This is a genomic window from Streptomyces sp. NPDC104831 (assembly GCF_055583025.1).
The window spans coordinates 122206-141918 of sequence record NZ_JBVJOT010000011.1 but is presented as its reverse complement, the minus strand read 5'-3'; the positions used below and the strand labels follow the sequence as shown (position 1 = coordinate 141918).

Annotated in this window: 15 protein-coding genes; 8 read left to right on the top strand and 7 right to left on the bottom strand. The window is 75.1% G+C overall.

What is annotated here, in order from left to right; all coding sequences use genetic code 11:
• Positions 1–82: 82 nt before the first annotated feature.
• The 3 genes from ACZ63H_RS10975 to ACZ63H_RS10965 all read left to right on the top strand — a co-directional run bounded on the left by ACZ63H_RS10975 (position 83) and on the right by ACZ63H_RS10965 (position 1512).
• Positions 83–448, top strand: a complete 366-nt coding sequence (locus ACZ63H_RS10975) for a helix-turn-helix domain-containing protein (protein WP_030608842.1) — start codon at positions 83–85, stop codon at positions 446–448.
• A 200-nt stretch (positions 449–648) separates the two neighbouring features.
• Positions 649–1119: a Dps family protein gene (locus ACZ63H_RS10970; RefSeq protein ID WP_469863624.1), complete on the top strand. Its 471-nt coding sequence runs from the start codon at positions 649–651 to the stop codon at positions 1117–1119.
• A 114-nt stretch (positions 1120–1233) separates the two neighbouring features.
• Positions 1234–1512 (top strand): hypothetical protein, encoded by a 279-nt coding sequence (locus ACZ63H_RS10965; protein ID WP_469863623.1) that lies wholly within the window; start codon positions 1234–1236, stop codon positions 1510–1512.
• Between the two features lie 318 nt (positions 1513–1830).
• Here the strand turns inward: ACZ63H_RS10965 and ACZ63H_RS10960 are convergent, their stop codons facing one another.
• The 3 genes from ACZ63H_RS10960 to ACZ63H_RS10950 form a co-directional block, all read right to left on the bottom strand.
• A complete protein-coding gene (locus ACZ63H_RS10960) occupies positions 1831–2682 on the bottom strand; it encodes an Fpg/Nei family DNA glycosylase (protein WP_469863622.1) in 852 nt (283 codons plus the stop codon).
• 170 nt (positions 2683–2852) lie between these two features.
• Positions 2853–8003 carry an ATP-dependent helicase gene (locus ACZ63H_RS10955; RefSeq protein ID WP_469863620.1) on the bottom strand — a complete coding sequence of 1717 codons (5151 nt, stop codon included), beginning with the start codon at positions 8001–8003 and terminating at the stop codon, positions 2853–2855.
• 189 nt (positions 8004–8192) lie between these two features.
• Positions 8193–9137, bottom strand: coding sequence for a hypothetical protein (locus ACZ63H_RS10950; protein ID WP_469863619.1), 945 nt, complete (start codon positions 9135–9137; stop codon positions 8193–8195).
• Positions 9138–9216: 79 nt separating this feature from the next.
• Between ACZ63H_RS10950 and ACZ63H_RS10945 the strand changes: the two genes are divergently transcribed.
• From ACZ63H_RS10945 to ACZ63H_RS10925, 5 genes are all read left to right on the top strand, one after another.
• The gene (locus ACZ63H_RS10945) at positions 9217–9411 is read left to right on the top strand and encodes a DUF3046 domain-containing protein (protein WP_467942182.1); all 195 of its coding nucleotides are present in this window, start codon (positions 9217–9219) and stop codon (positions 9409–9411) included.
• 192 nt (positions 9412–9603) lie between these two features.
• The gene (locus ACZ63H_RS10940) at positions 9604–10854 is read left to right on the top strand and encodes an AI-2E family transporter (RefSeq protein ID WP_469863644.1); all 1251 of its coding nucleotides are present in this window, start codon (positions 9604–9606) and stop codon (positions 10852–10854) included.
• A 366-nt stretch (positions 10855–11220) separates the two neighbouring features.
• Positions 11221–12351: a recombinase RecA gene (gene recA, locus ACZ63H_RS10935; protein ID WP_469863617.1), complete on the top strand. Its 1131-nt coding sequence runs from the start codon at positions 11221–11223 to the stop codon at positions 12349–12351.
• Positions 12352–12354: 3 nt separating this feature from the next.
• Positions 12355–13317: a recombination regulator RecX gene (gene recX, locus ACZ63H_RS10930; protein ID WP_469863616.1), complete on the top strand. Its 963-nt coding sequence runs from the start codon at positions 12355–12357 to the stop codon at positions 13315–13317.
• A 173-nt stretch (positions 13318–13490) separates the two neighbouring features.
• On the top strand, positions 13491–16019 hold the full coding sequence (locus ACZ63H_RS10925) for an ABC transporter permease (RefSeq protein WP_469863615.1): 2529 nt from the start codon (positions 13491–13493) through the stop codon (positions 16017–16019).
• Positions 16020–16050: 31 nt separating this feature from the next.
• Here the strand turns inward: ACZ63H_RS10925 and ACZ63H_RS10920 are convergent, their stop codons facing one another.
• The 4 genes from ACZ63H_RS10920 to ACZ63H_RS10905 all read right to left on the bottom strand — a co-directional run bounded on the left by ACZ63H_RS10920 (position 16051) and on the right by ACZ63H_RS10905 (position 19637).
• Entirely contained in the window at positions 16051–16464 is a 414-nt protein-coding gene (locus tag ACZ63H_RS10920) for a rhodanese-like domain-containing protein (protein ID WP_469863614.1), read from the bottom strand.
• The gene (locus ACZ63H_RS10915; protein ID WP_469863612.1) at positions 16461–17000 is read right to left on the bottom strand and encodes a cupin domain-containing protein; all 540 of its coding nucleotides are present in this window, start codon (positions 16998–17000) and stop codon (positions 16461–16463) included. The genes ACZ63H_RS10920 and ACZ63H_RS10915 overlap by 4 nt, the downstream gene beginning before the upstream one ends.
• A gap of 69 nt (positions 17001–17069) precedes the next feature.
• Positions 17070–17141, bottom strand: a complete 72-nt coding sequence (locus ACZ63H_RS10910) for a putative leader peptide (RefSeq protein ID WP_309544753.1) — start codon at positions 17139–17141, stop codon at positions 17070–17072.
• A gap of 825 nt (positions 17142–17966) precedes the next feature.
• Positions 17967–19637, bottom strand: coding sequence for an FAD-dependent monooxygenase (locus tag ACZ63H_RS10905; RefSeq protein WP_469863611.1), 1671 nt, complete (start codon positions 19635–19637; stop codon positions 17967–17969).
• Positions 19638–19713 lie beyond the last annotated feature (76 nt).

Sequence of the window (19713 nt, the reverse complement as noted above, 5' to 3'; positions counted from 1 at the left end):
TCGCTCCCCGCACGGCCGCGGCGCAAGGCGGTACGGTGGGGCGAGAAGGATGCGGCTACGCGGTCCGAGGAGGGAGCCACCGATGATTCTGCTCCGTCGCCTGCTGGGTGACGTGCTGCGTCGGCAGCGCCAACGCCAGGGCCGTACTCTGCGCGAAGTCTCCTCGTCCGCCCGAGTCTCACTCGGCTATCTCTCCGAGGTGGAGCGGGGGCAGAAGGAGGCTTCCTCCGAACTGCTCGCCGCCATCTGCGACGCGCTGGACGTACGGATGTCGGAACTGATGCGGGAAGTGAGCGACGAACTGGCGCTCGCCGAACTGGCCCAGTCCGCCCGGGCCACCGAGCCCGTGCCCACGCCGGTCCGCCCGATGCTGGGCTCCGTGTCGGTGACCGGTGTGCCACCGGAACGGGTGACCATCAAGGCGCCAGCGGACGTGGTCGCCGCGTGAGGTCCGCGCGCGCGGCCTGACACATCCCGAACGAACGAACCAAGCCCCGGCGGGGCTCGCCCAGGTCTCCCTGGACGGCCCGGCCGGGGCTTCACGTGCGTCGGCTGCGGTGTTCGTGGCCAGAGATCCCGTTTGCCGCGTTTGTGTGGTGCGGTCATCGTGAGAGGGACATGACGGCGCCGAAGCACCGGAGGAAACGGATGTACGTCGTGAAGAGCCCGTTGGCCGACGCGGACCTGAAGACCGTGGCCGAGGCGCTCCAGGGCGCCCTCGTGGACCTGCTGGACCTCTCGCTGACCGGCAAGCAGATCCACTGGAACATCGTCGGCCCCCGGTTCCGCTCCATCCACCTCCAGCTGGACGAGGTCGTCGCCTCGGCCCGCGCCCACTCCGACACCGTCGCCGAGCGGGCCTCGGCGCTGGGCGTACCGCCCGACGGGCGCGCCGCCACGGTGGCCTCCGGCAGCGGCGTCAAGACGGCCCCGGCGGGCTGGATCAAGGACACGGACGCCGTCTCGGCGATGGTGGACGCGCTGGGCTCGGTGATCACCCGGATGCGGGAACGGGTGACCGCGACCGAGGCGCCCGACCCCGTCTCGCAGGACCTCCTCATCGCGATCACCGCGGATCTGGAGAAGCACCACTGGATGTTCCAGGCGGAGAACGCGTAGCCGGAGCGGCCGGGCATTCCACGGTGTGGTCCGGTGATGCATCGGTGAGCCCGTGGTGCGCCTCCCGCGCCGGGCGGACGCCGGTCTAGCGTCCGGCTGGAGGTGATGGCGGGCATGGCGGGACGCATAGTGCGCCTGGGGGCGGCGCTCGGGCTGGGGGCCCTGTGGTGGTGGGCCGTACTGCGGCTGACCCTGGGGCAGGGTCCGGGCGTCCTGGAGGGGGCCGTCGTGGCCGGCGGCTGGGGGCTGAGCCTGCTGCCGGTGCACTGCGCGCCCAAGGCGCGCGCGGCCGGGGCCGTGCCGACGGGGTGCTGGGGGGCCGCCTGGCGGGCCGGGAGCGTCACCAAGGCATCGCGGCATCCCCGTTCGGGCGAGGTGTCCGGCCCGTCGTGAACCCCGGCACGTCCGGGGCCGGGTGCGACACCGCGTGCGCGCCGCCGTCCGGCCCGCCGGCCCGGTCCGGCGGTGTCCTCCGGGGCCTCACGGTCTCGGCGCGCGCCCCGGGCGCGCGGTCGAGGCGGACGCTCTTGGGGGGCGGGTCCGGTGCACCGCCGCGCCCGCCACGGCGAGCAGTACGGACCAGGCCCGGCCGATGCCGCCGGCGGCTCCGCTGACGAGGGCGCCGGCGTCCGCCGAGGCCGTACGTGCGTGCGCGGTGCCGTGACGGGGGCGGTACGAGTATGTCTGACGAGTCGTCACCTGGCGGGGTCGTCAAGGGGTGCGGGGGCGGCGGGGGTACTTCTCCCGCCAGCGCTGCGGGGAGCCGGGCGCCGGGGCGGGGCCAGGCTGGCAGGTGGGGCACCAGTAGGTGGGGCGGTCCTGGGAGCCGTCGCCCTGGTCGGCGACGCGGACGGAGGTGTGGCAGCGCAGGCAGGGCCGGGGCGCGCGGCCGTAGACGAACAGGTCGTGCCGGGGCACACCGGTGGTCTGCCGGACCGGGCGGTCGCGGTTGGCCTCCAGGAGCCGCTGGGCCAGGGCGGGCAGCTTCTCGGCGCGGTCGGCGGGGAGCGCGCCGACGGGCAGCCACGGGGTCACGCCGAGCAGGAAGCACAGCTCGCTCTTATAGATGTTGCCGATGCCCGCCAGGTTGCGCTGGTCCAGCAGGGCTTCGCCGAGCGGTCGGGCGGGGTCCGCCAGGAGATTGGCCAGGGCGCGCTCGGGGTCCCAGTCCGGGCCGAGCAGATCGGGGCCGAGGTGGCCGACGACCCGCTCCTCGTCCGCCGTGCGCAGCAGCTCCAGGACCGGGAGGCGGTAGCCGACGGCCGCGCGGTCGGCGGTGGACAGGACGGCGCGGATCTGGTGGCCCGGTCCGCCCCGCCAGCGCTCACCCGTGCCGTACACCTTCCACGCGCCTTCCATGCGCAGGTGGGTGTGCAGGGTCAGGCCGCCCTCGAAGCGGGTCAGCAGGTGCTTGCCGCGCGGGATGGTGTTCAGCACCGTGCGGCCGGCCAGGTCGACCGTCGCGTACTTGGGCACGCGGAAGTCGCTGCGGGTCAGCGGTTTGCCCGCGAGGGCCTCGTGCAGCCGCCGCGCGGCCTGCCAGACCGTGTCACCTTCGGGCATGCCTCAAGCGTGCCACGTGGGCGGGCGGGCGCGCGGGGCGCTCGCGGCGGCGGCCGGGGCGCCCCGCCGGGCGGGGCGGGGCGGGGTCGGCGCGCCGGGGGTGCGGGGCGGTGCCGGGCCGGTGCCGGGCGGGCGACGCGCCGGCGAGGGGCCGGCGTCGTGATCCCGCCTCATGGTCTGAGGCGGAGGCCGCGGGGTGTGGCCACGAAGCCCGCCGCCTCCAGGAGGGTGCCCGCCGGGGACGTCAGGGCCGGGGTGCCGTTGATCCGTTCCACCGTGACCGTGCCGAGCGAACCCGCGCGCGCCGCCGCGGCCAGCGCCTCGGCGGCCGTGCGGAGACGGGGGTCGTCCGGCGCGGCGGTGTCCGCGTCCGGCGCGGTGGGCCAGGCCAGCAGCGTCTTGCCGCCGCGCTCCATGTAGAGCGTCAGCTCGCCCTCCACCAGGACCACCAGCGAACCCGCCTTCCGGCCCGGCTTGTGCCCGGCTCCGGCCGGCGGCTCCGGCCAGGGCAGCGCGGAGCCGTAGGCGTTCGCGGGGTCGGCCGCGGCGAGGACCACGGCACGCGGGCCGGGCGCGGCGGATCCCGGGCGGCCGTGGCCGGGGCCGCCGTAGCCGGGGTGGCCGTGGGCGCGGGGCGGGGCCGCGCCCGGGGAGCCGCCCGGGCCGGGGGCGGTTCCGGTGCCGCCGCGGGGGCCGCCGTAACCGGGGGAGGCGAACGGGTCCGCGAGGCCGTGGGACGAGAACGGGTCACCGTCGCCGCCGGCGTGGTCGTCCGGCGGCCAGGTGAAGTCTCCGTCCGGGCCGGGGTGCGTGAGACCGCCGTCGGCACCGTCGAAGGAGCCGGGGGCGGTGGCACGGCCGTGCGGGGTGCCGGCGGCGCCCTCGGCACCGTGGGCGCCACGGGGGTCGTGGGCTCCCCGGGTCCCGGGGCTCTCCTGGGGGCCGTCGAACGGGTTCGGGAAACCCTGTCCGGCGAAGCCGTTCGCGGGTCCCGGGGTACCGAAGCCGTTCGCCGGGCCCGGGAAGCCGAAGCCGTTCCGGCCGGTCGGGGCGGGCAGGCCCTCGGTACGCTCGCGGGCGTTCGCCACCGCGCGGAGGCGGTCCACCGCGCCGTCCATCGCGAACTGCGCCGCGCCCAGTCCCTCGACCACGTAACCGCGCCGGGCCTGACCGCTCTCCTCGAACGCGGACAGCACCCGGTACACCGCCGAGAAACCGCCCTCCACGCCCTCCGCGGCGACCGCACCCCGGGTGACCACGCCGTGCCGGTCCAGGAGCGTACGGGCCAGCGCGTGGGCGCGCACGGTGGCGTCCGGCTCGGCCGCCGGCAGCAGCGACCAGCGGCCCGCGACGGTCGGCGGGCCGGTGCGCGAGGCGGTGCGCGCGGCGGCCGTCAGGGAGCCGTAGCGCCCGCGCGGGACGGCGCGCTTGGCGCGGTGCGCGGTCGAGCCCGCCGTACGGCCGGAGCCGAGCAGGGCGCGCATCGGTGCCAGGGTGTCGTTGGTGAGCCGGCCCGACCAGGCGAGGTCCCACAGGGCGTCGGCCAGCTGGGGGTCGGTGGCGTCGGGGTGGGTGGTGGCGCGGACCTGGTCGGCGATCTGCCGGAAGAACAGGCCGTACCCGCCGGAGAGGGTGTCGAGGACGGACTGGTGGAGCGCGGTCGGCTCCAGCGGGTGCGGTGCCGGGAGCAGCAGCGGGGCCGCGTCCGCCAGGTACAGGGAGATCCAGCCGTCCTTGCCGGGCAGGGCACCCGCGCCGGCCCACACCACCTCGCCCGCGGCGGTCAGCTCGTCGAGCATCGAGGGCGTGTAGCCGGCCACGCGGGAGGGCAGGACCAGTTTCTCCAGCGCGGAGGCGGGCACGGAGGCGCCCTGGAGCTGTTCGACGGCCCGCACCAGGCCGTCGACTCCGCGCAGCTCGTGGCCCCTGCCGATGTGCTGCCACTGCGGCAGGAACTGGGCGAGCGCGGCGGGCGGCACCGGCTCCAGCTCGTGCCGCAGGGCCGCCAGGGAGCGGCGGCGCAACCGGCGCAGCACGGCCGCGTCGCACCATTCCTGGCCGATCCCGGCCGGGTGGAACTCGCCCTGGACGACCCGGCCGGCCGCGGCCAGCCGTTGCAGGGCGCCGTCGGTGACCGCGGCACCGAGCCCGAACCGGGCCGCCGCGGTGGCCGAGGTGAACGGGCCGTGGGTGCGGGCGTACCGCGCGAGGAGGTCGCCCAGCGGGTCCTTGACCGGCTCGGTGAACGCCTCGGGGACACCGACCGGCAGTGCCGTGCCGAGCGCGTCGCGCAGCCGGCCCGCGTCCTCCACGGCCGCCCAGTGGTCGGCGCCCGCGATCCGCACCTTGATGGCCCGGCGCGCCCCGGCCAGCTCGCGTGCCCACCCGGGCTCCGCGCCGCGCGCCACCAGCTCCGCGTCGGTGAGCGGGCCGAGCAGCCGGAGCACGTCGGCGACGCCCTCGACGTCCTTGACCCGGCGGTCCTCGGTGAGCCACTGCAGCTCGCGTTCCAGCTCGGTCAGCACGTCGGCGTCGAGCAGTTCGCGCAGCTCGGCCTGGCCCAGCAGCTCGGCCAGCAGCCGCGAGTCCAGGGACAGCGCGGCGGCGCGGCGCTCGGCCAGCGGGGAGTCGCCCTCGTACAGGAACTGGGCGACGTACCCGAAGAGCAGGGAGCGGGCGAACGGGGACGGCTCGGGGGTGGTGACCTCGACCAGGCGCACCTTGCGGGACTCGATGTCGCCCATCAGCTCGACCAGCCCGGGGACGTCGAAGACGTCCTGGAGGCATTCGCGGACCGCCTCCAGGACGATCGGGAACGAGCCGAACTCGCTCGCCACCTGGAGCAGCTGGGCGGCGCGCTGGCGCTGCTGCCACAGCGGGGTGCGCTTGCCGGGGTTGCGGCGCGGGAGCAGCAGCGCGCGGGCGGCGCACTCGCGGAACCGGGAGGCGAACAGTGCCGAGCCGCCGACCTGGTCGGTGACGACCTGGTCGACCTCCCCCTTGTCGAAGGCGACGTCCGCCGCGCCGACCGGGGCCTGCTCGCTGTCGACCGCCGTGTCGAGGGGGGTGCCCGCCCTCGCCGGTTCCTGGTCGAGCAGGTCGAGGCCCATCAGGTCGGCGTCGGGCAGGCGCAGCACGATGCCGTCGTCGGCGTGCATGACCTGAGCGTCCATGCCGTACCGCTCGGACAGTCGGGCGCCGAGGGCGAGCGCCCAGGGGGCGTGGACCTGCGCGCCGAAGGGCGAGTGCACGACGACCCGCCAGTCGCCCAGCTCGTCGCGGAACCGCTCCACGACGATCGTGCGGTCGTCGGGGACATGGCCGCACGCCTCACGCTGCTCGGCCAGGTACGACAGCACGTTGTCCACCGCCCACGCGTCCAGGCCCGCCGCCAGCAGCCTGAGCCGCGCGTCGTCCCCGGACAGCGAGCCGACCTCGCGCAGGAACGCGCCCACCGCGCGGCCCAGCTCCAGCGGGCGGCCCAGCTGGTCGCCCTTCCAGAAGGGCAGCCGGCCCGGCACGCCCGGCGCGGGCGAGACCAGGACGCGGTCGCGGGTGATGTCCTCGATCCGCCAGGAACTCGTGCCCAGCGTGAAGACATCGCCCACCCGGGACTCGTAGACCATCTCCTCGTCCAGCTCGCCGACCCGGCCGCCGCCCTTCTTCGGGTCGGATCCGGCGAGGAAGACGCCGAACAGTCCGCGGTCCGGGATGGTGCCGCCGGAGGTGACCGCCAGCCGCTGGGCGCCCGGGCGGCCGGTGACCGTGCCGGCCACGCGGTCCCACACCACGCGCGGGCGCAGCTCGGCGAACGCGTCGGACGGATAGCGGCCCGCGAGCATGTCCAGGACCGCCGTGAACGCCGACTCGGGCAGCGCGGCGAACGGGGCCGCGCGGCGGACCACGGCCAGCAGGTCGTCGAACTGCCAGGTGTCCAGCGCCGTCATGGCCACGACCTGCTGCGCGAGCACGTCCAGCGGGTTCGCGGGGACCTTCAGCGACTCGATGGCGCCCGAGCGCATCCGCTCGGTGACCACGGCGGCCTGGACCAGGTCGCCCCGGTACTTCGGGAAGACGACGCCGGTCGAGACGGCGCCGACCTGGTGTCCCGCGCGGCCCACCCGCTGGAGCCCGGAGGCGACCGACGGCGGGGACTCGACCTGGACGACGAGGTCGACGGCGCCCATGTCGATGCCCAGCTCCAGGCTGGAGGTGGCCACCACCGCGGGCAGCCGGCCGGCCTTCAGGTCCTCCTCGACCAGGGCCCGCTGCTCCTTGGAGACCGATCCGTGGTGCGCGCGGGCGATCACCGGCGGCGCTCCCTGGGCCGCGCCCGAGCCGCCCATCAGCTGGGCGGGGGCGTGGTGCTCGTCCAGGGTCTCGCCGGTCGCCCGTTCGTAGGCGATCTCGTTCAGCCGGTTGCACAGCCGCTCCGCCAGGCGGCGGGAGTTGGCGAAGACGATCGTGGACCGGTGGGCCTGGACCAGGTCGGCGATCCGCTCCTCCACATGGGGCCAGATCGACGGCCGCTCCCCGCCCTCGGCGGCGTCGGCCGCCGGGGCGCCCCCCAGCTCGCCCATGTCCTCGACGGGGACGACCACGGACAGGTCGAACTCTTTGCCGGACTCCGGCTGGACGATCTCCACCTTGCGGCGCGGGGAGAGATAGCGGGCCACCTCGTCCACCGGGCGCACGGTCGCCGAAAGGCCGATCCGGCGGGCGGGCCGCGGCAGCAGCTCGTCCAGCCGCTCCAGGGAGAGCGCGAGATGCGCGCCGCGCTTGGTGCCCGCGACCGCGTGCACCTCGTCCAGGATCACCGTCTCCACACCCGTGAGCGCGTCGCGCGTGGCCGAGGTCAGCATCAGGAACAGCGACTCGGGGGTGGTGATCAGGATGTCCGGCGGACGCGTGGACAGGGCGCGGCGCTCGGCGGCCGGGGTGTCACCGGAGCGGATGCCGACCCTGACCTCGGGCTCGGGCAGCCCCAGCCGCACGGACTCCTGGCGGATGCCCGTCAGCGGGCTGCGCAGATTGCGCTCGACGTCGACCGCCAGGGCCTTCAGCGGGGACACGTACAGCACCCGGCAGCGCTTCTTCGGGTCGGCGGGGGGCGGGGCCGAGGCCAGCTGGTCCAGGGCGGCGAGGAACGCGGCCAGCGTCTTGCCCGAGCCGGTCGGGGCGACCACCAGCACGTCCGAGCCCTCACGGATGGCCTGCCACGCGCCGGCCTGGGCGGCGGTGGGCGCGGAGAAGGCCCCCGTGAACCAGCCGCGGGTCGCGGGGGAGAAGCCGTCCAGGGCTCGGCGTGCGGAGCTGACCATGCGTCCATCGTGCACCCACCCACTGACAATCGGCCTGACCTGCGAGAACCGGCAAAGGGCGGCTTCGCGTCCCGGCCGGTCGGATGGTCGATCGGTCGGCCGGCTGGACGGACGGTGCGGGCCTGAGCGCCGATCGGGGGTGGGGCGAGCCGGGCCCGCTCCGCCGGGGGCAGGGCCCGGGGCGGCGGCTCAGCCCACGAAGCGGCCGTAGGCCCGCAGGGTGCGCAGGGCCTCGATCGTCACCAGGGGGCGTGCCTCCAGCGTGGCCGCCGGGGCCCACTGGTGCCAGGTGACGGGCCAGCCGCCGTCCTCCCGCTGTCCGGCGGCCAGGTGGTCCAGGGAGCGCGCCATCTCGTCGTCCGTGAACCAGGCGCGCGCGAGCGAGTCGGGGCTCCGGGCGAAGTCGTGCGGGAAGTGGTGCTCGCCGGGCGCGTAGCCGGAGGCGACCGGGAACGCGTCGAGCCGGTCCGGGTCCAGCGCCGCGAGCCGCTGCTCCCGCACCAGGCGGCCCAGCCGGTCGGCGGCGGCCTCCGCGCGCGGGCGGTCGGGAGCCGAGTCCAGGAAGGACACGGCGGCCCGCACCTCGTAGGGGTGGGACTTCTCCAGGGACTCCACCGCGTGCCAGCAGTAGTCGGTGGCCCGGAACAGCCAGGCGTGCCACACCTCGTTGCGGTGCAGCAGCCCGACCACCGGGCCGGTGGACAGCAGCGCGCCGGGAGGGTCGTCGACGACCGGTACGAACGGCGCCGTCGGATATCCGCGCTGGCCGGGGTGGACCGCCGGCAGGGCGCCCTCCGGGGTCGAGACGGAGGTCAGGTATCGGCACACGCGCTCCACCCGCTGCCCGCCGCAGCGCCCGACGGCGTCCAGTACGCCGAGGGCGCGCGCGGTGTGCAGGGGCTGGCTGACGGGCCCGCGCAGATCGGGTTCCAGCGCGTGCCCGTACCCGCCGTCCTCATTGCGGTAGGCGTCCAGCGCCGCTTCCACGGCCTCCGGGCAGCCGTGCAGGAAGTGGTACGCGAAAAGACGCTGCTCCAGCACGCGCGCGGTGAGCCACACGAACTGTTCGGCGCGGAAGAGCGGGGAGCGCGCCGGGGGCGTGGAGGGGAGTGGGGAGACTCCTGAATCTGCCATGGGTCAGACCGTAGGGCGCGAAGCGGTCCCCGCAGGTGCTCTGGGGCGGCCCCACCCCCGGGGGCGGGATACTGAAGGCATGCGGTTGACGGTCTTCTGGCAGCGAATGGCGGAACACTTCGGTCCGGCGTACGCCGAGATGTTCGCGCGCGATCACGTCATGTCCGAACTGGGCGGGCGCACGGTGAACGAGGCCCTGGACGCCGGCTGGGCGGCCAAGGACGTGTGGCGCGTGGTGTGCGCGGTCATGGACGTGCCCGGCGAGAGGCGCTGACCGGCCCCGGCACCGCCGCCGGGCCATCAGGGCATCGTGTTGTCAGGGGCAACGCGAACTGTCGATTTGCCCGTCTTTGTCATCTGGGAAATCGACAGTACGGTTGCGATCCCGCATGAAGATCGGGCGTGGGCTCCGGTTGTCGGTGGCGTGGGCGAGACTGGGCGAGTGGCACCCACTGACGAGGAACCCCTGGCACCCACCGCCGAGGCCGGCGAGCCGTTCGCCCGGCAGGCGGCACCGGCCGCGACGACCCCGCCCGGCCGGCCCCCGCTCGCCGGCGCCGTGGCGCCCGGCGGCCGGATGCCGCGCTGGCTGCCCCGCGCCATGGTGCTCGCGCTCGCGCTGATCGCCGCGTTCCAGCTGGGCAGCTGGGCCTTCCACCAGCTCACCGGACTGCTGATCAACATATTGATCGCCTTCTTCCTGGCCCTCGCGGTCGAGCCCGCGGTGAGCCGGATGTCGGCCCGCGGCATGCGCAGGGGGCTCGCCACCTTCCTGGTCTTCCTCGGCCTGACCGTCGCCGCAGCCGGGTTCGTCACCCTGCTCGGCTCGATGCTGGCCGGCCAGATCATCAAGATGATCGAGGGCTTCCCGGAGTACCTGGACTCGTTGATCAACTGGATCAACAAGAGCTTCCGGACCCACCTCAAACGGGTGGACATCCAGGAGGGCCTGCTCCACTCCGCCTGGCTGCGCAAGTACGTGCAGAACAGCGCTGCCGGCGTCCTCGACGTGTCCGCCCAGGTGCTCGGCGGCCTCTTCCAGCTGCTCACGGTCGGCCTGTTCTCGTTCTACTTCGCCGCGGACGGTCCCCGGCTGCGGCGCGCCCTGTGCTCCGTCCTGCCGCCCGCCCGCCAGGCCGAGGTGCTGCGCGCCTGGGAGATCGCCGTCGACAAGACGGGCGGCTACCTCTACTCGCGCGGTCTGATGGCGCTCATCTCGGGCGTCGCGCACTACATCCTGCTGGAGTTCATGGGCGTGCCGTACGCCCCCGTGCTCGGGGTCTGGGTGGGCCTGGTCTCGCAGTTCATCCCCACCATCGGGACGTACCTCGCGGGCGCGCTGCCGATGCTGATCGCGTTCACCGTCAACCCCTGGTACGCGGTGTGGGTGCTGGTCTTCGTCGTGATCTACCAGCAGTTCGAGAACTACATGCTCCAGCCCAAGCTGACCGCCAAGACCGTCGACATCCACCCGGCGGTCGCCTTCGGCTCGGTCGTCGCCGGCACGGCGCTGCTGGGCGCCGTCGGCGCGCTGATCGCCATCCCTGCGGTGGCCACCCTCCAGGCGTTCCTGGGCGCGTACGTCAAGCGGTACGCCGTCACGGACGACCCCCGGGTGCACGGGCACCGCAGCAGGACCCCGTCCGGTCCCGGCGCGCTCACGCGCGCGCGGCGGCTGTGGGCCGGCCGTCGCCCCGGCGGGAAGGGGCGGTCGTAGACCGCTCGCGCACGGCGCGGTCGGGGCTCCGCGCCCGCCCCCGGTGCGACGGCACCGCCCGTCCGGCTGCCACGGCGACGGCCGCCGCGAGCGTCATGGCCGCCGTCGTGCCGCACGGCGTCTCCGCGTCCGGACCGGGGGCACCCGGCGCCACGCCGGGTGGTCGGTGGTGCGCTTGACACAAAAATCGAACATCTATTCTCATGGAGACTCAGGCGAGGCTGTCGGCTGGGGTTTTTGCCCCTCTTCGCGGGGATATGCCCCTCGGTTATCCACAGGCCGGGCCTGCGTCGGGGCGCATTGTCAGTGGCAGGCGTTAGCGTCTTTGACGTGAAGCGATCGACTCAAGCAAACCGGGTGGAACCCATGGCAGGAACCGACCGCGAGAAGGCGCTCGACGCCGCGCTCGCGCAGATTGAACGGCAATTCGGCAAGGGCGCGGTCATGCGCATGGGCGAGCGGTCGAAGGAGCCCATCGAGGTCATCCCGACCGGCTCGACCGCGCTCGACGTCGCCCTCGGCGTGGGCGGCCTGCCGCGCGGCCGTGTCGTGGAGATCTACGGACCGGAGTCCTCCGGCAAGACGACCCTGACCCTGCACGCCGTGGCGAACGCGCAGAAGGCCGGCGGCCAGGTCGCCTTCGTGGACGCCGAGCACGCCCTCGACCCCGAGTACGCGCGCAAGCTCGGCGTCGACATCGACAACCTGATCCTCTCCCAGCCGGACAACGGCGAGCAGGCGCTGGAGATCGTGGACATGCTGGTCCGCTCCGGCGCCCTCGACCTCATCGTCATCGACTCGGTCGCCGCGCTCGTCCCGCGCGCGGAGATCGAGGGCGAGATGGGCGACAGCCACGTCGGTCTCCAGGCCCGCCTGATGAGCCAGGCGCTGCGGAAGATCACCAGCGCGCTCAACCAGTCCAAGACCACCGCCATCTTCATCAACCAGCTCCGCGAGAAGATCGGCGTGATGTTCGGCTCCCCCGAGACCACGACCGGTGGCCGGGCGCTGAAGTTCTACGCCTCGGTGCGCATCGACATCCGCCGCATCGAGACCCTGAAGGACGGCACGGAGGCGGTCGGCAACCGCACCCGCTGCAAGGTCGTCAAGAACAAGGTCGCGCCGCCCTTCAAGCAGGCCGAGTTCGACATCCTGTACGGCCAGGGCATCAGCCGCGAGGGCGGTCTGATCGACATGGGCGTGGAGCACGGCTTCGTCCGCAAGGCCGGCGCCTGGTACACGTACGAGGGCGACCAGCTCGGCCAGGGCAAGGAGAACGCGCGCAACTTCCTCAAGGACAACCCCGACCTGGCCAACGAGATCGAGAAGAAGATCAAGGAGAAGCTGGGCGTGGGAGTCCGGCCGGAGGAGCCCGCCGCCGAGCCGGGAGCCGACGCGGCGGTCACCACCGCGGCGGCCGGGGACGCCGCCAAGCCGGCACCCGCGCAGGCGGCCGCCAAGGCCACCAAGCCCAAGGCCGCCGCAGCCAAGAGCTGACCCATGACACGACGAACCGACTGGGCCGAGTACGAGTACGCCACCCCCGGTGCCCCACGGGGGAGGGGCACCGGGGGCCGTCCGCACTCCGCCCCGGACGGTGACGACGGACACGGGGACGACGGGTACGGCGAGCCCGACGGGTACGGCGGACACGGGGTACGCGAGCGGCGCCGGGGGCGCCGGGAGCACGACGGATTGGATGCCCAGGGCACCGGCGGGCACGGGGCCGCCGGTGCGTACGGGAGTGCCGGCGGACACCAGGGCGACGGCGGCCCGGAGGCGGGCGGCGCGGGCGGCGAGCCGTACGGGGGCGGTTCACCCGGCGGCCGTGGCTTCGGGGGATCCGGCGGCGCCCGGGGCGGGGGCCGTGCCCGCGGCCGGCGGCGGCGCGGTTTCGGGGATGTGCCCGGTGAGGACGAAGGCGCCCCTGCCTCGGCGAGGGACGAGCGGGGGGAGTCTTCGGGGGACCCGGTCGAGCGGGCCCGGGCGATCTGCCTGCGCCTGCTCACCGGGACCCCGCGCACCCGCAGGCAACTCGCGGACGCCCTGCGCAAGCGGGAGATTCCCGAGGACGTCGCCCGGGAGGTGCTGGACCGGTTCGAGGAGGTCGGGCTCGTCGACGACGGCGCCTTCGCGGACGCCTGGGTGGAGTCCCGGCACCACGGCCGGGGACTCGCCCGCCGCGCCCTCGCCCGGGAACTGCGGACCAAGGGCGTCGACTCGGCGCTGATCGAGGACGCCGTGGCGCAGCTCGACTCCGAGCAGGAGGAGGCGACGGCCCGGGACCTCGTCGCCCGCAAGCTGCGTGCCACCCGCGGCCTGGACCGCGACAAGCGGATCCGCCGGCTTGCGGGCATGCTCGCCCGCAAGGGCTACCCCGAGGGGATGGCCCTCCGCGTCGTCCGGCAGGCGCTGGAGGAGGAGGGCGAGGACACCGACTTCCTCGGGGACGGGGACTTCTGACCCCACGGGGACGGGGCCTTCGGGGTGGGGACAACCCCCGGCCCGCGGGGGTGGGGACAACCCCCGGCCAAGACGCCGGGTCGCCGCAGTGCTCTCCCACGCCTGTACCGGCGACGCTGTACGCGCGCCCAGCGCACGCAACCGACGCGTACAACAGAAGAGAGCCCGTCCCCATGATGCTGCGCTACGCCCTGCGGACCGTCCGCGCCCGGAAGGCCGGATTCCTCGGCGCCTTTCTCGCCCTGATGTGCGCGGCGGCCCTGATCACCGCTTGCGGCACCCTCCTCGACACCGGCCTGCGCGGCACCATCCGCACCGAGCGCTACGCCGCCGCTCCCGTCGTGGTCTCCGCGGACCAGAACGTGCACCGGACCACCGTCAAGCACAAGCACGGCAAGACCAAGGTCAAGCACAAGGCGAAACCCCTCGCCGAACGCGCCTGGCTTCCCGGGCGGCTGCGCGACACGCTCGCCCGCACGCCCGGCGTGGCCCGGGTCGTCCCGGAACTCACCTTCCTCGCCCAGCCGGCGACCCCGGCCGGCACCGGCGGCCACGCCGCCTACGGCCATGCCTGGGACTCCGCCGCGCTCACCCCGTACCGGCTGACCGCGGGCCACGCCCCCACGGCCGGCGGTGACCTCGTCATCGACGCCGGCCTCGCCGCGCGGGCCCGGCTGCGGCCCGGCGACCGGCTCACCGTGCAGTCCACGCGCGCCCCGCGAAGCTACCGGATCACCGGTGTCGCCACCCCGGCCGCCCCCGTGCGCCACCAGACGTCCCTCTTCTTCTCCGCCGCCGAGGCCCGCCGGCTGGCCGCGCACCCCGGGCAGGTCACCGCGTTCGGCGTGCTGCCGGCCAAGGGCGCGGATCCCGAGCGGGTGCGCCGGGCCGTGACGCGGGCGCTGCACGGGACCACGGCCCGGGTCAGCACCGGCGAGGCCCGCGGGCCCGTCGAGTTCCTGGACGCGGCCGCCGCCCGCACCCGGCTGGTCAGCATGGGTGGCGCGATGGGCGGTACCTCGCTGCTGGTGGCGGTCCTCGTGGTCGTCGGCACCTTCGGACTCACCGTCCGGCAGCGCCACCGCGAACTCGCTCTGCTCCGGGCCGTCGCCGCCACGTCCGGACAGATCCGCGGGCTGCTCGGCCGGGAGGCGCTGATCGTCGGCGCGGCGGCGGGCACGGCCGGCGCACTGCTCGGCCTGCCGCTGGGCGCCTGGCTGTACTCCAGGTTCGTCGCCCTGGGCGCCGTACCCGACACCCTCGAACACACCGTCGGCGTCCTCCCGCCCCTCGTCGCCCTCGCCGCCACCCTCCTCGCCGCCTGGGCGGCGGCCCGGATCGCCGGACACAGGGTCGCCCGGATCCACCCGGCCGAGGCCCTGGCCGAGGCCGGGACCGAGCGCACCCGGCCCGCCCTCGGCCGGATCGCCGCCGGGCTGCTGCTCCTGGCCGGCGGGACCGTCCTCGTCGTCGTCCTCGCCTACCTGCGCACCGAGCCCGCCTCGACCCCGGTGACCTTCCTCGCCGTCGTCGTCCTGTCCACCTCCGTCGCCCTGCTCGGTCCGCTCCTGGTCAGGGCCGCCGTGCTGCTGCTCGCCGGCCCGCTCCGGCTCACCGGGCACGGCGGCCGGCTCGCCACAGCCAACCTGCGCGGCAACGCCGCCCGGATGGCCTCCGTCGTCACCCCTCTCACCCTGCTCGTCGGCATGACCTGCACAGTCCTGTTCGTCCAGGACACCCTCGGGGGCGCCGCCCGCGCCCAGGTACGCGAAGGCGTCCGCGCCGACTGGGTCGTGGCCGCCCAGGGGCCCGGCGTCCCCGGCGAGGCCGCCGGACGGCTGCGCGCACGGCACGACACGGTCACCGAGGTGGTCCGTACGACCGTCCGTGTCGGCCTGGACAAGTACCCCGCGCAGGGCGTGACCCCGGCGGGTCTGACCCGGACCTGGGACCCGGAGGTCACCGCCGGCTCCCTGGACCGGCTCGGCCCCGGCACCGTCGCCGTCAGCGAAGTGGCCGCGGACCGGCAGCACCTGGAGCCGGGAAGCACCCTGAAGGTCACGCTCGGCGACGGCACGCCCGCCACCCTCACCGTCGCCGCCGTCTACGCCAGGGGTCTCGGCTTCGGCGACCTCACCTTCGACCACGACCTCGTGGCCTCCCACGTCGACAACCCGCTCGCCTCCTCCGTCCTCGTCGGCACGACCCGCACACAGGGGGAGCTGGCGGCCACCCTGCGTGGATTCCCGGGAGTGCGGGTGCTGTCGCCGGCCGCCGCCGATGCCCTCCAGGCCGACCAGGAGCAGACGAACGCCGAGGTCAACTACCTCGCCATGGGGCTGGTGCTGGTCTTCACCGCCATCGCCGTCGGCAACACGCTCGCCATGTCGGTCGCCGAGCGGGTCCGGGAGTTCGCGCTGCTCCGCCTCGCCGGCGCGACCCGCCGGCAGGTCCTGCGCATGCTGCGCACCGAGATCCTGTCCGTCGTCCTCCTCGCCACCTCGCTCGGCAGCGGCATCGCCCTCGCCGTGCTCAGCGCGTTCAGCCTCGGTATGACGGGCCGGGCCGCACCCACGGTCACCCCGCTGCTCTACGTCGGCGTCGTCGGGTTCGCCGGCCTCCTCGCGCTGGCGGCCGGCGCCGTGCCGGGACGCGCGGCGCTGCGGGTGCGGCCGGTGACGGTCGCCACGGCGCAGGAGTGACACCGGGCGACCGCGGCACGCACCGCCGTCCTCAGGCCGTCGCCGGCTCCACCGGCAGGCCCTGCGCCCGCCACGCCTGGAAACCGCCCACCAGGTCCGTCGCCCGGTGCAGGCCCAGCTGGTGGAGGGAGGCGGCGGCGAGGCTGGAGGCGTACCCCTCGTTGCAGATCACCACGACACGCAAGTCGTGTCCGGTGGCCTCGGGGAGGCGGTGGCTGCCCTGGGGGTCGAGGCGCCACTCCAGCTCGTTGCGCTCGACCACAACGGCACCGGGGATGAGACCGTCCCGTTCGCGCAGAGCCGCGTACCGGATGTCGACGAGCAGCGCGTCACCGAGGAGGGCGGCCTGGTGCGCCTCCCGTGCCTCGATGCGCCGGTAGCCCGCCCGGACCCGCTCCAGCACCTCGTCGATGCCGGGCGGCTGTGTGCCGGTGTGGTGGCTCACTGCCAGTCCTCCGGGCGTTCGACCTGCTCCAGGCGCAGCACCTGGCCGCTGCGACTGTAACGACGGATATGGGGGAGCGGCGGGTAGTAGGCGTGGACGGAGATCGCGTGTCGGTCGCGGGACTCGTTGAGCACCTCGTGCACATGGTGGCGGCCGAAGGCGCGGCCCTGTCCCGCGGGGAGCCGGCGCACGCGGTCCACACCGTCGGTGAGCTCCAGGGTCTTCCAGCCGTCGGTGGGCAGCCGGGCGGCGAGGGAGTTCTCGGTCAGCTCGCCCGAGGCGGTGAGGAAGGCGCCGACCGAGTCGGCGTGGTCGTGCCAGCCGGTGCCGGTGCCGGGCGGCCAGCCGATCAGCCAGGCCTCGCTGCCGCCGGGGCCTTCCAGCCGGACCCACGTACGGCCCTCCGGGTCGAGCGGGAGGGAGGCGATCAGCTCGGCGTCGGCCGCCGTGCGCCGGACGAAGTCGAGGAGGTCCGCCTGCGTGGGCGCGGCGGTGGCGGCGGACAGGGGGGAGGGCGGGGAGGAGGGGACAGACACGGGCACACCGTCCTGGGAAGTTCGCGGAAACGGGCGCACGACGACGCCCGGTGGGGAGAGGGAGCGAATTCAGCAGGACGGGCGACACACGCAGCCCGCGTAGCGGACGAGGTCCATGTGGACCCTCCGCCACAGGCGCACGTAGGTGTCGGTCACGATCCGGAGTACAGCATGCCGGCCCACCTCGGTCAACCGGGTGTCATCCCGTGGACGGGCAGCGGGAGCGCGCGATCAGCGCAGGCCGGAGGCACATGCCTCCCGCTCGGCGCCCGGCGCGGGCGGAAGGGGCGCCCTCCCGGCTCACGCGCCGGCGCGGCCCGGGAACAGGCGGTCGGCGCGGCCCGGGAACAGGCTTTGGCCCGGCGTCCGGAGCAGGCCGTGGACGGTGTCCCCCACGTGGCGCCGCGTCGGCGGAAACGGAGCCACTCACGCCCGGGAACCCGGAGCCTGGCGTCCGCTCTCCGCGCCTGGCGCGCAGCTGAAACCGCCCCCCCCGCCTGGCGTTGGCGCTGGCGCTGGCGTGCCGGGCAGTGGGCGTGTGCCTCCACTCGGTGCCGGCGCGGGCCGGTGACGTACCCCATCCCAGGGTCGAGTGCTGGTCGTAGGGGGATGCCGTCCAGGCAGTGCCGCGCGGGCCGGTGACGTGCCCCTTCCCCGGCCGGGCGCTGGTCGTAGGGGAATGCCGCCCGCGCGGCGCCGCTCGGGCCGGGGGTGGACGTCACTGGTGCGGGGCGGGAGTCGGAGCCCGGTGCTCCCGCACGGCGCCCGGCGCCGGCGTGCCGGCAGTGGGCGCGTGCCCGCCCTCCCGCACGGAGCAGGCAGGCGACCCGCCCTCTCTCGGAGCCCGGCGGGATCCGGCGCCGGCCGCCCCCGCTCGGCAGGCGTGGCCCGGGGCCCGGCTTCTCCCAGGGCGCGCCCGGCGCGGAGGCTCGGCCTAAGACGGGAGCGCGTGCCCGGCCCGGAGGGTCAGCGCAGGCTCGAACCCGCTTCCGCCGCCGCCGTCCGTTCGTTCGCTCGCTCCTCGGCCTGAGCTTCTTCCGGCTCCGCCCCCGCCCCCGCCTCCGGCTCCGGTGCCGGGCCGCCCAGCGTGGCCTGCGCCGCCGTGTACAGGTCGGCCGGGCGGACCCCGCTCAGCGCGGTGACCAGGTGACCGTCGGGGCGTACCAGCAGCACGCTGTGCGCCGGCGCGCCCGGGTAGCTCTCGGCGACCAGCAGCTCGGCGGGGTGCGGCAGCGCGGTCACGGCCGCCGCCAGCCGGGGCATCACCCCGGCGGACACCCAGTGCTTGCGGTCCCACACCCCCGTACCGGGCGCGATCAGCACGACCAGCAGCGCGCCGCGGCCGAGCCGGTCCCGCAGCCGGACGAAGGAGCCGTCCTCCGCCGTGACCCGGACGTCGGTCACCTGGGCGCCGGGCGGGGTGCCGACGGGGATCTCCGCCTCCAGCCGCGGGGGCGTGAGCGGCAAACCGGCGTACGTGCCGGTCGCGCCCAGCGCCCCGCGTCCCAGGTGGCCGTCGGCGAACTGCGCGTCGTGCCCGCGGGCGGCGCCGGGGACGATGCCGCGCAGTCCGCCGCCGCGCAGCACCGGCAGCGCCTGGTCGGCGGCGCGCAGCCGGGCGGCGACCACCGCGCGCCGCTCGGTCTGGTAGCTGTCCAGCAGGGCTTCGTGGGGGCCGTGGTGCCAGGCCGCGGCCAGCTTCCAGGCGAGGTTGTCGGCGTCCCGCAGGCCCTCGTCGAGCCCCTGGGTGCCGAACGCGCCGAGCAGATGGGCCGCGTCCCCGGCGAGGAAGACCCGGTCGGCGCGCCAGCGGCGGGCCAGCCGGTGGTGCACCGTGTGGACACCGGTGTCGAGCAGGTCGTACGCCGGCGCGTCGCTGCCCGTCCAGCCCGTGAGGGTCTCGCGGATCCGGGTCAGCAGGATCTCGGGCGTGACCAGCTCCTTGCCCGGCGGCAGCAGCCAGTCCAGGCGCCAGGCGCCGTCCGGGAGGGGGCGGGCGGTCACCTCCCCGGCCGAGGGCCCGGACGACCGCCACGGCGGCGTCCGGTGGAGCAACGCACGGCCCTCCCAGGGAAGTTCCGTCCGCAGCGCGGCGACCGCGTGCCGCTCCACCGCCGTACGGCCGGGGAAGCGGATGTCCTGGAGCTTGCGCACGGTCGAGCGGGGGCCGTCGCAGCCGACCAGGTAAGCGCCGCGCCACCACGTGCCCTTGGGATCCCGGGTGTGCGCGGTGACGCCGGACCGGTCCTGCTCGACGGCGTCCAGGCGGCTGTCGACGGCGATCTCGGCCAGCGGTTCGCCGGCGAGGGCCGCGCGCAAGGCGTTCGTCACGACGTGCTGCGCGATGTGCAGCGGCGCGGCGGGGTCGTCCTCGGCGAAGGCGATCTCGGTCGTCACCTGCTTGCGCCTGACGGACCGCCATCCGGCCCAGCGCACGCCGTACCCGTCGAGCGGCACTCCGATCAGCCGCGCCAGCAGTGCGGCCGTGTCCTCGCGCAGGACGACGGTGCGCGCCGGGCGGGGTTCGTCCTTGCCGGGACCCTCGTCCAGCACGACCACGGGGACGCCCTGACGGGTCAGCAGCAGGGCGAGCGTGAGTCCGACGGGCCCCGCTCCGACGATGATCACCGGGTCCATGGTGCGACGCCCCCTGCCCGTGACGATGCCCTGACGCAGACAAGTGAACAGGAAGGAGGAGCGGGGTGCACGATCA

Coding starts and splice junctions, on each gene's coding strand:
- ACZ63H_RS10975 (WP_030608842.1), top strand. CDS start 83: ATGATTCTGCTCCGTCGCCTGCTGGGTGACGTGCTGCGTCGGCAGCGC.
- ACZ63H_RS10970 (WP_469863624.1), top strand. CDS start 649: ATGTACGTCGTGAAGAGCCCGTTGGCCGACGCGGACCTGAAGACCGTG.
- ACZ63H_RS10965 (WP_469863623.1), top strand. CDS start 1,234: ATGGCGGGACGCATAGTGCGCCTGGGGGCGGCGCTCGGGCTGGGGGCC.
- ACZ63H_RS10960 (WP_469863622.1), bottom strand. CDS start 2,682: ATGCCCGAAGGTGACACGGTCTGGCAGGCCGCGCGGCGGCTGCACGAG.
- ACZ63H_RS10955 (WP_469863620.1), bottom strand. CDS start 8,003: ATGGTCAGCTCCGCACGCCGAGCCCTGGACGGCTTCTCCCCCGCGACC.
- ACZ63H_RS10950 (WP_469863619.1), bottom strand. CDS start 9,137: ATGGCAGATTCAGGAGTCTCCCCACTCCCCTCCACGCCCCCGGCGCGC.
- ACZ63H_RS10945 (WP_467942182.1), top strand. CDS start 9,217: ATGCGGTTGACGGTCTTCTGGCAGCGAATGGCGGAACACTTCGGTCCG.
- recA (WP_469863617.1), top strand. CDS start 11,221: ATGGCAGGAACCGACCGCGAGAAGGCGCTCGACGCCGCGCTCGCGCAG.
- recX (WP_469863616.1), top strand. CDS start 12,355: ATGACACGACGAACCGACTGGGCCGAGTACGAGTACGCCACCCCCGGT.
- ACZ63H_RS10925 (WP_469863615.1), top strand. CDS start 13,491: ATGATGCTGCGCTACGCCCTGCGGACCGTCCGCGCCCGGAAGGCCGGA.
- ACZ63H_RS10905 (WP_469863611.1), bottom strand. CDS start 19,637: ATGGACCCGGTGATCATCGTCGGAGCGGGGCCCGTCGGACTCACGCTC.